At 72.3% G+C, this 12,923-nt stretch carries 13 protein-coding genes and 1 riboswitch; of the genes, 8 read left to right on the forward strand and 5 right to left on the reverse strand.

The window, feature by feature from the left end; translation table 11 throughout:
- The first annotated feature begins 71 nt into the window (after positions 1-71).
- Positions 72-311, forward strand: coding sequence for an acyl carrier protein (locus tag JOD64_RS06870; RefSeq protein WP_030330276.1), 240 nt, complete (start codon positions 72-74; stop codon positions 309-311).
- A 2-nt stretch (positions 312-313) separates the two neighbouring features.
- Entirely contained in the window at positions 314-1,540 is a 1,227-nt protein-coding gene (gene fabF, locus JOD64_RS06875; RefSeq protein ID WP_204941469.1) for a beta-ketoacyl-ACP synthase II, read from the forward strand.
- A gap of 126 nt (positions 1,541-1,666) precedes the next feature.
- Here fabF and JOD64_RS06880 read toward each other — a convergent pair whose 3' ends face one another.
- From JOD64_RS06880 to JOD64_RS06890, 3 genes are all read right to left on the reverse strand, one after another.
- The gene (locus JOD64_RS06880; protein ID WP_110565637.1) at positions 1,667-1,885 is read right to left on the reverse strand and encodes a hypothetical protein; all 219 of its coding nucleotides are present in this window, start codon (positions 1,883-1,885) and stop codon (positions 1,667-1,669) included.
- A 160-nt stretch (positions 1,886-2,045) separates the two neighbouring features.
- Positions 2,046-3,782: a glycoside hydrolase family 3 protein gene (locus JOD64_RS06885; RefSeq protein WP_372434229.1), complete on the reverse strand. Its 1,737-nt coding sequence runs from the start codon at positions 3,780-3,782 to the stop codon at positions 2,046-2,048.
- Positions 3,783-3,878: 96 nt separating this feature from the next.
- Entirely contained in the window at positions 3,879-4,370 is a 492-nt protein-coding gene (locus tag JOD64_RS06890; RefSeq protein ID WP_091409261.1) for a DUF3145 domain-containing protein, read from the reverse strand.
- Between the two features lie 308 nt (positions 4,371-4,678).
- On the opposite strand from JOD64_RS06890, the gene JOD64_RS06895 reads away from it, so the two are divergent.
- The gene (locus JOD64_RS06895) at positions 4,679-5,008 is read left to right on the forward strand and encodes a hypothetical protein (protein ID WP_030330285.1); all 330 of its coding nucleotides are present in this window, start codon (positions 4,679-4,681) and stop codon (positions 5,006-5,008) included.
- A gap of 118 nt (positions 5,009-5,126) precedes the next feature.
- Here the strand turns inward: JOD64_RS06895 and JOD64_RS06900 are convergent, their stop codons facing one another.
- A complete protein-coding gene (locus JOD64_RS06900; RefSeq protein ID WP_204941471.1) occupies positions 5,127-5,753 on the reverse strand; it encodes a carbonic anhydrase in 627 nt (208 codons plus the stop codon).
- 171 nt (positions 5,754-5,924) lie between these two features.
- On the opposite strand from JOD64_RS06900, the gene JOD64_RS06905 reads away from it, so the two are divergent.
- The 5 genes from JOD64_RS06905 (at position 5,925) to JOD64_RS06925 (ending at position 12,225) form a co-directional block, all read left to right on the forward strand.
- On the forward strand, positions 5,925-6,875 hold the full coding sequence (locus JOD64_RS06905) for an alpha/beta fold hydrolase (protein WP_204941472.1): 951 nt from the start codon (positions 5,925-5,927) through the stop codon (positions 6,873-6,875).
- 108 nt (positions 6,876-6,983) lie between these two features.
- Positions 6,984-9,098 carry a HelD family protein gene (locus JOD64_RS06910; protein WP_204941473.1) on the forward strand — a complete coding sequence of 705 codons (2,115 nt, stop codon included), beginning with the start codon at positions 6,984-6,986 and terminating at the stop codon, positions 9,096-9,098.
- A 107-nt stretch (positions 9,099-9,205) separates the two neighbouring features.
- Positions 9,206-10,123 carry a cation diffusion facilitator family transporter gene (locus JOD64_RS06915; protein ID WP_204941474.1) on the forward strand — a complete coding sequence of 306 codons (918 nt, stop codon included), beginning with the start codon at positions 9,206-9,208 and terminating at the stop codon, positions 10,121-10,123.
- 114 nt (positions 10,124-10,237) lie between these two features.
- Positions 10,238-10,368: riboswitch (cyclic di-AMP (ydaO/yuaA leader) on the forward strand.
- A 5-nt stretch (positions 10,369-10,373) separates the two neighbouring features.
- Positions 10,374-11,438 (forward strand): coiled-coil domain-containing protein, encoded by a 1,065-nt coding sequence (locus tag JOD64_RS06920; protein WP_372434089.1) that lies wholly within the window; start codon positions 10,374-10,376, stop codon positions 11,436-11,438.
- A 277-nt stretch (positions 11,439-11,715) separates the two neighbouring features.
- Positions 11,716-12,225 (forward strand): hypothetical protein, encoded by a 510-nt coding sequence (locus JOD64_RS06925; protein WP_204941475.1) that lies wholly within the window; start codon positions 11,716-11,718, stop codon positions 12,223-12,225.
- A gap of 100 nt (positions 12,226-12,325) precedes the next feature.
- On the opposite strand, the gene JOD64_RS06930 is transcribed toward JOD64_RS06925, so the two are convergent.
- Positions 12,326-12,793 (reverse strand): SRPBCC family protein, encoded by a 468-nt coding sequence (locus JOD64_RS06930; protein WP_204941476.1) that lies wholly within the window; start codon positions 12,791-12,793, stop codon positions 12,326-12,328.
- Positions 12,794-12,923 lie beyond the last annotated feature (130 nt).

Below are 12,923 nucleotides of genomic sequence, written 5' to 3' on the forward strand. Positions count from 1 at the left end.
GCATACGCGTCGAGGAGTGGCGGCCGGCGACGCCGGCCGTCGGACAACCCCGATGAAAGGAACCAACCGCAATGACCCGTGACGAGATCACCACCGGCCTCGCCGAGATCCTCGAAGAGGTTGCCGGGGTGAACCCGGACGACGTGGCCGAGGGGAAGTCCTTCACCGACGACCTCGATGTCGACTCGCTCTCCATGGTGGAGGTCGTGGTGGCTGCCGAGGAGAAGTTCGGCGTCAAGATCCCGGACAACGAGGTGCAGAACCTCAAGACCGTTGGCGACGCTGTCAGCTACATCGCGGCGCAGTCCTGATCATGAGTCGTCCCGACGTCGTCGTCACCGGGCTCGGCGCGACGACCCCGCTTGGCGGGGACGTCGCGTCGACCTGGGACGCCATGCTCGCCGGCCGCTCCGGGGTGAGTGCCCTCACCCAGGAGTGGGCCGCGCAACTGCCGGTCCGGATCGCCGCCCAGTTGGCCGTGGAGCCGTCCGAGGTGCTGGACCGGGTCCGACTGCGCCGCCTGGACCGTTCCGAGGCGATCGCGATCATCGCGGCGCAGCAGGCCTGGGCGGATGCCGGCCTCGCCGGCTCCGACCTTGACGGGGAACGGCTGGCCGTCAGCGTCGGCTCCGGCATCGGCGGTGCCACCACCCTGCTCGCCCAGGACGACATCCTCGAAGCGTCCGGGCCGCGGCGGGTCTCCCCGCACACCATCCCGATGCTGATGCCGAACGGTCCGGCCGCCTGGGTCGGGCTGGAGCTGGGCGCCAAGGCCGGCGTGCACTCGATGGCCAGCGCCTGCGCCACCGGTGCCGAGGCGATCGCTCTGGGCCTGGACATCATCCGCTCCGGTCGGGCCGACGTGGTGGTGGCCGGTGGCACCGAGGCGGTCATCCACCCGCTGCCGATCGCCGGCTTCAGCTCGATGCGGGCCATGTCGACCCGCAACGACGAGCCGGAGCGCGCCTCCCGCCCGTGGGACCGGGGCCGGGACGGCTTCGTCCTCGGCGAGGGCGCCGGCATCCTGGTGCTGGAGCGGGCCGAGCATGCCGCAGCCCGGGGCGCCCGGGTGTACGCGCGGCTCGCCGGGGCCGGCATCACCTCGGACGCGTACGACATCGTGCAGCCGCACGCTGAGGGCGAGGGCGCCATCCGGGCCATCGCCAAGGCGATCGCGGACGCGGGTGTGGCCAAGCGGGACATCGTGCACGTCAACGCGCACGCCACCTCGACGCCGGTCGGTGACATGCTGGAGATCGGCGGGCTGCACAAGGCGCTCGGCGACCACCCGGTGCTGTCCGCGACCAAGTCGATGACCGGTCACCTGCTCGGTGCGGCCGGCGCGCTGGAGTCGATCGCCACCATCCTGGCCATCCGCGACAGTGTCGTCCCTCCGACGATCAACCTCGACGACCCGGAGCCCGGCCTCACGCTGGATGTCGCGGCACACAAGGCGCGCCACATGGACATCCCCGCCGCATTGAACAACGCGTTCGGCTTCGGCGGCCACAACGTGGCGCTCGTCTTCGCGCGGCCCTGAGGCCCTGCGAAGGACTCGTCGAAAGGACCCCCCAGGCGCTGGCCGCCGCACACGGCAAGAGCTCGCTCCAGAAGTTCGGAAGGGTCCCCACTCCTCGCCTGGCGACGAGTGGGGACCCTTCCGGTTTCAACCTCGGTTGCGGGGGTGCCGTTTCGCGGTGCGCTCGTTGCCGTGGCGGTAGTTGCCGGTCCAGCGGGCCATCACCAACTGCGGGTCGTCATCGACCTCGGCGAGGAACTCCGCTGCCCGGCCACCCCGCAGCGTGCCGGCCACCCGGCCGTGGTGCGTGATCACCACCGTGCCATCCGCCCGCACCACGTACCGGAATCCCTCTGCCGCTCCCATCCCGGGAGGTTGTCAGATTGACCGGGGGCGGGGCGACCCGATTTCTGGTCGACGTGAACGCGAACCCGATTGACGTCGGAGGGCCGCACGGCTTCGGTAGGCCGACCGAAGATCGCCCAACAGCGGTTGGCGCCCGTGGACACTCGTACTCCGCTCGGAGTCAGCTGGTGCCGCAGGTGGTGGCCGGCAGGCCGGGCACGGCCACCGGGGACCGGCCGCCCGGCCGGGCCTTGCCGGCCAGCACGGCGGCCAGTGCCGTCATCGACGCCCGGCTGGAGGAGTAGGTGGCCAGCAGCGTCGGCGACTTCGCGTCTGCCAGCACGTACGGGGTGTCCATGGCGACCGTGACCGCCGCGTCGGGGCTCAGGTCCTTGGCACCGTCGCCGTAGCCCACCAGGTGCACGATCGTGCCACCGCTGGCCTTGACCTGCACCCCGGCGGCGGTCAGCGCGGCGGTGAGCGTGGCCCGGGTGCCGTCCCGACCACTGGACGAGGTGACGGTGACCGGCCCCCGCACCGCGCCCCCGCAGGCACCCCGCAGCACGGTGACGGCGGCGGCGGCCAGCGCGTCGGCCGCCGCCCGGTGCTCCGGGGTGGCGAGCGTGGACATCTGCGCGGCGGGAAGCTCCGCGAGCCGGAACTTCATGGTCAGCACCCGGGTGACCGCCTCGACCAGCCGGGTCCGGGGCAGTGACCCGCCGCGCAGCGCGGCGAGCAACCCGTCGTACGCCTGACCGACGTTCGGGGTCATCAGGATGAGGTCGTTACCGGCGTTCAACGCTCGGACCGCCGCCTCGCCGGGTGCCCAGCGCTTCGCGGGCGGCATGTTCATCCCGTCGGTGATCACCACGCCCTTGAAGCCGAGCTGGCCCCGCAGCACGTCGGTGAGCAGCTTGTGCGAGAAGGTCGCCGGCGTTCCCGGATCGATCGCGCGCGCGTCCAGGTGCCCGGACATCACGGCCATCGCCCCGGCGTCGATCCCCGCGGTGAACGGCGGCCAGGCGCCGCTCTGCAACGTTGCGGCGGACTGGGTGAGCACCGGCAGATCCTGGTGCGAGTCGTCGGCGCTGTGGCCGTGCCCGGGAAAGTGCTTCAGGGTGGCCGCGACTCCCGCCGCCTGCAGCCCACGGACGGCCCCGCCCACCTGCACGGCGGCCTGCTTCGGGTCGGCGCCGTACGAACGGGAGCCGATCACGGTGCTGCGGGTGGCCAGCACATCGGCCACCGGGGCGAAGTCGACGTTGATGCCCATCGCGGCCAGCTCGGAGCCTGCGGCGTGCCAGGCGGCCTCGGTGAGCTTCGGGTCACCGGCGGCGCCCGCCGCGAGGGCGCTGGGCAGCACGGTGACGCCGTCGGTCACCCGGGTGACGACGCCGTACTCCTGGTCGGTGCCGATCAGCAGCGGCGCGGGGCCGGCGGCGAGCCGACCGGCGGCGGCACGCAGCCCGGTGGTGAGCTCGTGCACCTGCTTCGGGTTGTCGACGTTCGTGGTCTCCTGGTTGCCCTTGGTCGGGTCGTCGGCGCTGAAACCGACCAGGATCAGGCCACCCAGCCGGTACTTGGCGATCATGTCGGCGGGGGTGTCGACCCCGGCGAGGGCCTGGTTACCGGCGACCGAGCCGGCGGAGACCTTCGTCGCCGAGTCGCCGTACGCGTACGGCATCAGCACCTGGCCGACCAGGTCTTCGTCGGACAGCGTGGCGACGAGCGCGGCGGCACGGGCGGCCGGGTCGCCGGCCACCGGTGTGGCGGGGGCGCTGGGGCCGGCGGAGGTGCCGGTCGGACCGGGCGTCGGGGCGGGGCGGTCCGGGGCACCCGAGCAGCCGGAGACGAGCAGGACGGTCAGGGTGGCGGCAGCGACGCAAGCGCGCCACGGGCGATTCGACACGCCGCCTATCCCACCAGTTCCCCCTTATCGGGGCAACTTGACCTTACCGCCCGCACACCCCCACAGCGGCGTGCGCGCAGGTGGCCCGACTCGCACGCGCTCGGGTCAACCGACCCGGGTGAGCAAGGTCACCGGAGCACCGTCGCCGGCGTACCGGTACGGCTCCAGATCAGCGTCCCACGCGGTGCCCAGCGCCTTGTCCAGCGCGTGGGCCAGCGCCTCCGGAGCCCGGGAGGCGGCCATCAGCGCCCGCAGTCGGTCTTCGCCGAGCTGGATGTCGCCGGCCACGCCGACGGTGGCCCGGAACAGACCACGCGCCGGAACGTACATGAAACGCTCGCCGTCGGCACCGGGACTCGGCTCCTCGGTGACCTCGAAACGGATCATGGGCCACTGCCGTAGGGCAGCAGCCAGCTCGGCGCCCGTCCCCGGACGACCGGTCCACCCGCACTCGGCCCGGCGTGCGCCGGGGTCGACGGGCTGAGCCGTCCACTGCAGGTTGACCGGCGCGGCTAGGACGCGCGCGATCGCCCACTCGACGTGCGAGCACACGGCGAGTGGGGTCGAGTGGACGTATACGACGCCACGCGTTGGCACGATGACCTCCCGGAGAGCGAGGTGCGTCTTCCCCTACGACCTCGTCCACCCAGGTGGCTGCTGCAACACATGATGACTCCTGTGACGCATGGTGCGCCAGGGAATCGGAAAAAACGCCGGGTGGAATAGCCGGACGGGTGGCCGCCGTTGCCTCTCAGGACACCGCGACGACCAGCATGATGTCGTGGTCCTGTACAGTTCCACCGGCGGCTTATGCCGCGTTACACCTTCGCGAGCCGAGTGCAGTGCGGCCCGCACACAGCCCCCGGACGTCCAGTCCTCCCGTACGTCTTGCAAGGAGTACCTCCGTGGCGAGCAACACCTCTAAGACCGCGCGCGCGTCCGTCCGGGCCGGCCAGGCTGGCCAGGGTGGCGCCCTCAGCGTGCTGGGCGAGTTCAAGTACCTCATCCCGCTCAACGGCGGCAAGCACGCCTACGTGCGGAACCTGACCAACGGCAAGACCGCGCACCTGCGCACGGACTCCGACGCCTTCGTCGAGGAGATCCGCGTGCTGGCCGCCGCCGGCCACGCCGCCAAGATTCGGGCGGAGATCAACAACCTGGCTGCCACCCACCCGGGTGACGGCTGGGAGGCCACCGAGAAGCGCCTGGTCGCGGCCGGCGTCTTCGAGGGCTGAGCCCTTCCCCACCGCACCAACCAAACCGCCCGCCGGGAGTTCCCGGCGGGCGGTTTCGCGTCCCGGGCGGGCTCAGCCCGGGAGCGAGCAGGCTCAGCCTGCGCCGAGCAGGGCGGGCTCAGCCCGGGTCGAGCAGGGCGACCTCGCCGGTGGCCAGGTCGTAGAGGCCGCCGACCACGGCCACCCGACCGGCGGCGACCGGGCCGGCCAACAGGTCGTCCTCGCGCAGGGTGCGCACGGTCCGCCGGACGTGCCGGCGGATCGCGAGCGGCTGCACCGCCGGGTCGTCGAGGCCCACCTCGGTCACCGCCGGAGCGATCTCGTCCACCAGGTGCGCCAGCGAGCCGCCAGGCCGCTCCCCGGTGCGCAGCGCGTCCACGGTGGCGCCCACCGCGCCGCACCGCTCGTGACCGAGGACCATCACCAGCGGTACGCCGAGCTGACCGACCACGTACTCGATCGACCCGCACACCGCGCGATCGAGCACGTGCCCACCGGTACGGATCACGCAGATCGCGCCGAAGGTCTGGTCGAAGATCGCCTCCAGCGGGACCCGCGAGTCGATGCAGCCGAGCACCACGGCGTACGGCTGCTGGTCGCCGGAGGCGGCGGCCGCGGCGGCCGTGACGTCGTGCCCGTGCACCGGCTGGCCGCTGACGAACCGCCGATTACCGGCGAGCAGGTCGGCCAGAGCGGCGCGGGGTGTGCCGCCGGCCTGCCGCCCCTGCCCCGACGTGTCGCCCATGGGCGCTCCCGACGACCCCATGCCGTTCAGCTTGGCGCGACACCGGCAACCACGGGCGAGGTCGGGAATGTTAGCCACGGCGCGATTGGCGTGCTGTCATGACGGGTAGCCGGGTGTTACCACCGGGTATCCCGGTGCTCGTGGTGCCGGGGCGGCCCTGGGGAGGTGGCGATGCCGGAGCGGTTCGAGGTCGGTCTGCCGGACGGCGTGCGGCTCAACGTCGAGGCGACGGGGCCGGCGGACGCCCCGGTCACCGCCATCCTGCTGCACGGCTGGACGCTGGATGGGCGCGCCTGGCACCGGCAGGTCGACGCGCTCACCACGGCACCCGACGGTGGGGCGGTGCGGGTGGTCACCTACGACGCGCGGGGGCACGGCCGGTCGAGCTGCATGGCGCTGCCCACGGCCACCCTGGCCCAGCTCGGCGACGACCTGGCCACGGTGATCGACACGGTGGCGCCGACCGGGCCGCTGGTCCTGGTCGGGCACTCGATGGGCGGCATGACGATCATGGAGTACGCCCACCGCCACCCCGCGCACTTCGCCGCCCGTACGGCCGGGCTGGTCTTCGTCTCGACCACCGCCGAGGGGCACACGCACACCGTCTACGGGCTCTCGCCGCGGATCGCCCGGCTGATCCGGCTGGCCGAGACGACCGGCGCCGGAGTGCTGGCCCGGTGCGGCTCGTGGCGAGCGCCGCGAGCACTGCTGAAGGCGCTGCAGCCGAGCCTGCGGTGGATGCTCTTCGGTGACCGCTGCGAGCCGGCCGACATCCGCCTGGTGACGTCGGCGGTGGCTCGTGCCTCGCTGCGGTCGATCGGCGGGTTCCGGGCCTCCATCGGCACTCAGCACCGATTGGACACCCTCGCCGCGTTGGCCCACCTGCCGGCCGCAGCCCTGGTCGGCGACCGGGACCGGCTGACCCCACCGCCGTGCGCCGAGTCGATCGCGGCGGCCCTGCCGGCCACCGAGCTGACCGTCTGCCCGGGTGCCGGGCACATGCTGATGTTGGAGCGCCCGGACGTGGTCAACGCCGCGCTCACCGGTGTCCTGAGCCGGGTGCTCGCCGAACCGCAGCCCCGAATCTGCGGCACGCCGGCCCCCGCCGAGACGGGTGCCTGACCACGTTCGCGCACCTCGGGCGGCGCGGGCTGCGCCGGGGGCCGTACCCTTCTGCGGTTGGCTCGCGCGGTTCCCGCCGCCTGCCGGCGACCTTCGAAGGAGCGTGCGTTGACCGACCAGACCGGCCTGGAGCAGGAGATTGCCGTCGAGCAACGACACCTCGACCGGGTGTACGCACGACTGGCCGAACTGCGGCGCTCGGCGGTCCGCGCCGAGCGTGACGGCTACCGGATGGCCCGGGTAGGCACGTTCGGCGCGCTGGTCGAGCGTGACGCGATGGTCTTCCACGCCGCGCAGCGGCGGCACACCCTGGACGCCGAGTACGAGGGGTTGGTCTTCGGCCGGCTGGACCTGCGCGACCGTCAGGTGCTGCACGTCGGGCGACTCGGCATCCGGGACGAGGACGCCACCACGCTGGTCGTCGACTGGCGGGCGCCGGCCGCCGCCGCCTTCTACCAGGCGACCCCGGCGCAGCCGCTGGACGTGGTGCGTCGCCGCACGATCCAGTCCCGTGCCGAGCGGGTCACCCGGATCGAGGACGATCTGCTCGACCCGACCGCCGCCCCGGAGGGGATGACGGTCGTCGGTGACGGTGCGTTGCTGGCCACCCTGTCCAAGGCCACCGGCCGGGGCATGCGGGACATCGTGGCGACGATCCAGCGGGAGCAGGACGACGCGATCCGCTCGCCCGGCTCCGGGGTGACGATCGTCGCGGGCGGCCCGGGCACCGGCAAGACCGCGGTCGCCCTGCACCGGGCCGCGTTCCTGCTCTATTCCGAACGCAGCCGGTACGCGGGCGGCGGCATCCTGGTGGTCGGCCCGTCGTCGGTCTTCGTCGAGTACATCGCCTCGGTGCTGCCGTCGCTCGGTGAGGACACCGCGACCCTGCACTCGCTGGGCACCCTCTTTCCGGGGATGACCGCCACCCGCCCCGACCCGCCCGAGGTCGCGGCGGTGAAGGGCTCGCTGCGGATGCGCCGGGTGCTGGAGCGTGCGGCCCGCGACGCGGTGCCGGGCGGTCCGGGTGAGTTGCGGCTGCTCTACCGGGGCACGTTGCTGCGGTTGGACCGGGCCGAATTGGACCGGATCCGGGATCGCGTGCTGCACCGGGGCGCTCGACGCAACGAGGTGCGCCGGGCCGGCTTCGACGGGGTGTTCGCCGCGCTCTGGGCGCAGGCCCGGGAGGTGGGCATCAGACTGCCGGAGCAGCGGACCTTCGAGGGCGAGATCGCCGAGCGGGCCGAGTTCCGGGAGTTCCTCAAGGCGTGGTGGCCGCGGCTGCACCCTCGCCACGTGCTCGGCTGGCTGGCCCGACCGGATCGGCTGCGCCGGTACGCGAGCGGGATCCTCTCCAGCGCGGAGATCCGGCTGCTCAGCGCCGCGTACCGGAGCCTGGACACCGACGGGCTGACCATTGCCGACATCGCGTTGTTGGACGAGTTGGACGCGCTGCTCGGCAAGCCGGCAAAGCCGGCCCGGGCTCGGCGCGATCCGTTCCAGCTGGCTGGCGGTGTACGCGAGCTGAGCACCCTCGGCGAGCGCCAGCGGGCGGCCCGGGCGGCGGCCCGGGAGCGTCCGGAGGATTACCGGGACTACGCGCACGTGGTGGTGGACGAGGCACAGGACGTCTCGCCGATGCAGTGGCGGATGGTCGGTCGGCGTGGCCACCTGGCGTCCTGGACGGTGGTGGGTGACCCCGCGCAGACCGCGTGGACCGGCGATCCGGAGGAGCTGAACCGGGCCCGCGACCAGGCGCTGGGCCGGCGCAAGCGACACGACTTCACGCTCACCACCAACTACCGCAACTCGTCGGAGATCTTCGCGGTGGCGGCGGCGGAGATCCGCCGGCTCTACCCTGACCTGCCGCTGCCGACCGCCGTCCGCTCCACCGGGGTCGATCCGGTCGAGCTGGTGGTGCCCCCGACGGGGTTGGAGACCGCCACCGTGGAGGCGGCGGCCGGCCTGCTGGCCGAGGTGGAGGGCACGGTCGGGGTGATCACCCCGGTCCCCCGCCGCGACGAGGTCGCCGGCTGGCTCACCGCGCTCGACGCTCCGCGGCTGCAGGTGGTGACCAGCCTGGAGGCCAAGGGCATGGAGTACGACGGGGTGGTGCTGGTCGCCCCGAGCGAGATCCGGGCGGATCCGGGTGCCGGGGTACGCACCCTGTACGTGGCGCTCTCCCGGGCCACTCAGCGACTCACCACCCTCGACCCGACCGGCTGATCCGTGACGAATGACCGGACGGGACAGCGGCCGGCCGCATACTTGCATACATAGCGATGTGAGCATACATTTGACCGGGTCCCGACTGGCGGCGGAAGGTGGGTCTCGTGGGCGCAGGTCATGACCACCACCATGGGTCGGTCGCCAATGCCGCACACCAGCACAGGGGACGGCTCTGGGCGGCGTTCGGGCTCCTCGCCACCCTGATGGTGGTCGAGGCGGTGGCCGCCCTGCACACCGGCTCACTCGCCCTGCTCTCCGACGCCGGGCACATGTTCACCGACGTGCTCGGCATCGGCATGGCGCTCGCCGCGATCACCGCCACCCGGCGGGCCACCGGCGACCCGCAGCGCACCTTCGGGCTCTACCGACTCGAGGTGCTCGCCGCACTCGCCAACGCCGTCCTGCTCTCCGCCGTCGCGGTCTACGTGGTGATCGAGGCGATCCGCCGCTTCGGTGATCCGCACGAGGTCATCGCCGGACCAATGCTCGCGGTGGCCGTGCTCGGCCTGCTCGCGAACGTCGGCGCCTTCGCCCTGCTCCGCGCCGGAGCCCGGGAGAGCATCAACCTTCAGGGCGCCTATCTCGAGGTGCTCGGCGACCTGCTCGGCTCGGTCGGCGTGATCGGCGCGGCGCTGCTCATCACCGTCACCGACTGGTGGTGGGCCGACCCACTCGTCGCGGTCGCCATCGGTGTGTTCATCCTGCCGCGCACCTGGCGGCTGGCACGCGCCGCCGTCCGCATCCTGGTGCAGGCCGCCCCGGAGCACCTCCAGGTGACCGCCGTGCACGACCGGCTGGCCGCCGTCCCCGGTGTGGTCGAGGTGCACGACCTGCACGTCTGGACGCTCACCTCGGGCATGGAGGTGGCCTCCGCACACCTGACCATGGCGCCCGGCGCCGAGGTCGGCGCAGTGCTCAGCGCGGCGCGTACAGCCCTGCACGACGACTTCCGAATCGAACACGCGACGTTGCAGATCGAGCCCGGTGCCACCTCCGGGGCCTGCGGCTCAATCGAGTGGTGACGGCGCTTTTCTGGTGACGGCGCACGCACCGTCCGTCACATCGGCTGCAACCGCCCCACCGGCACCGGTAGGCTCGGTCCCGGCCTCCACCAGGCGGCGCCCTCCCGGCGCCGGTGGCGGTCGCCGCCTAATTGCCACATAGGCGAACCGGGGAACCACGTTCCTGGGGTGCATCCGCGTCAGCGGTAGGGATCTTCCGTCCCGAACCCGTCAGCTAACCCGGTCGGCGGCTGACGGAAGGACATGCACAGTGGCACCAGCACGACCACCCGCCGCCCGACTCGCGGCCCTGATCGTCGCGATGCTCGCCCTCGGCATCGCTCTCCCGGCCGGCACCGCCTCGGCCGCTCCCCCGACCGGCCTGCAGGCCGCCGCACCCGACTCCGACGAAGAGGGTGGCACCCCGGCGCTGCGCGCCCAACTGGAGGCCGCCAGCAAGGGCTACCTGGACGCGAAACGCGCTCTGGACACCTCCGTGCAGCGCCAGCAGCAGCTCACCACCCGGCTGAAGACCATCGAGGTCGAGCTCGCCCAACGCAACGGCAAAGTTGGCGAGATCGCCGGCGTGGCGTACCGCACCGGCCGGCTCGGCACGATGGCGGCGCTGCTCAACAGCGGCACCCCCGACGGATTCATGGACCGGGCCGCCACCCTGGGCGCGGTGGCCGCCAACGAGGACAAGGTGCTGCGCGACCTGCACACCAGCAAGGACCAGGCCAACCGCACCCGGGTCGCCCTCAACGGCGAGGTCACCGAGCAGCGCAAGCAGGTCGCGGTGATGGCCAAACGCAAGGAGCAGGCCGAGCGGGCCCTCACCGTGGCCAACACATCCACGCCGCAGACCACCGCCGACACCGGCTCCAACCGGGGCACCTCCGCCGCCAACGCGAAGCCCGCGCCACGCAACTCCAACGGCTCCTGGCCATCGGAGTCGTGCAGCGTCAACGACCCCACGCCCGCCAGCGGCTGCATCACCCCGCGCACCCTGCACGCGCTCAACCAGGCCAAGGCCGCAGGCTTCACCCGGTACGTCTCCTGCCACCGCCCCAGCGGCTCCGGAGAACACCCGAAGGGCCGGGCCTGCGACTTCGCCGCGCAGAAGAACGGCTTCGGCGGAAACGCCACCGGCGGCGACAAGACGTACGGCAACAACCTGGCCGCGTACTTCATCCGCAACTCCAACCAGCTCGCCGTCCTGTACGTGATCTGGTACCGGCAGATCTGGCTGCCCAGCAGCGGGTGGAAGTCGTACAGCGGGGCGGGCGGCGACCCGTCCAGCGCCCACACCAACCACGTGCACCTGTCGGTCTACTGACCCACCCGCTGTTCGGGATGTGTCACGGCGGGGCTCACCGCCGCAGACCCGCCCGAGGCGGGTAGGTCTCCCGGCCGGACCGGCCAGGGGATGATCCACACGCTTTCGCCGATGTCGGGGTATCCGGGTTGACGGGATACCCCGACACTGGCGACGTGTTATCGATCTTGGATGGGTGACGATCTCGCCGCCCACGGACCGGCTACGTCGCCGGGCGTACCTCTGATGTCGTCGGCGGTCGGACGACCCGGCAGTGACCCGCGGGCAGCATCGCGGTATGCCTCGGATCCCACCCACCGCCCGCAAGGGCCTCCTCACCCTGCACCTGGTCACCTCGCTCGGCTGGCTCGGCACCGACCTGGTGCTGCTCACCCTCGGCATCGCCGTGCAGCGTGGCGCCGATCCGGCGGCGGTCTACCCGGTCACGGCGCTGGTCGGCACCGTGCTGTTCGCGCCGCTGAGCGTCCTGGTCTGGCTGATCGGTGTCGCCAGCGCGCTACTCACACCGTGGGGCCTGCTGCGCTACCGCTGGGTGCTGGTCAAGCTCGTGCTCACCACGGTGATGGTCGGGCTGGTGCTGTTCCTGCTCACCCCGAACCTGCGGCACGCCGGCGCGTTGGGCGCCGCCCTGCCCGCACGCGATCGCGCCGACCTGGTGATCGCACCCGCGGTGTCGACCAGCCTGATGATCATCGCGACGGTGCTGTCCACCTACAAGCCCTGGGGCCGGCGTCCCGCCGCGCGAGCCGTGATCGCGAGCCGCGATCGCACTACAACCAGGATTTAGTGGCCTCGTCGCGCCCACAGACCACTACATCCTGGATCGAGCACGATCATGCCGTGGGGCGCGAGGCCCGCACGGCGCGAGGCCGGGGGCTGCCGGGTGGTCAGGGGGCGGGGGGTGGGTTGCCGGTGCGGTCCAGCGCCGCGCCGAGCCGGGTGGCCAGGGCGAGGTGAGCGTCGCGGGCCTGGCGGAACGCGTACCGGAACAGCAGGGTCGGTGCGGTCAGGGTGATCTCGACGTCGATCCGGACCAGGCCGTCCGGTTCGGCACGCAGTCGGGTGTGGTTGCGTACGGTGGTGGCCGGCCACTGGCGGGCCACCGTGACGATTTCGTCGTCCTCGCTGATCAGCACGTCCGCGTGGTAGGTGGTCCGGAAGCGTAGCGGGCCGGCGGCCAGCCGGTCGTTGATCGTGTAGCTGGCCCGGGCGCCCGGTCGGGGCGGCACTCGGCGGACCCGAACGATCAGCGGGTGCAGCTCACCCTGTCGGGTCAGATCGCTGAGCAACGCCGCCGCCTCGGCTGGCGAGCACCGGGCCTGGACGGTGTAGCTGAAGGTATCGCTGCTGAGCACACCGTCTCCCGCCGTCGTTGGTCGCACGATCGTCCCGTACCGATGTCTGGCTGGCAACGCCCGACGGTGGCCAACACCAGGGCGAAACCTCGCCTGGTGGATGGCCTGCCACCACCTGTCCTATTAGGGT

Source organism: Micromonospora luteifusca (assembly GCF_016907275.1).
Lineage (GTDB): Bacteria > Actinomycetota > Actinomycetes > Mycobacteriales > Micromonosporaceae > Micromonospora > Micromonospora luteifusca.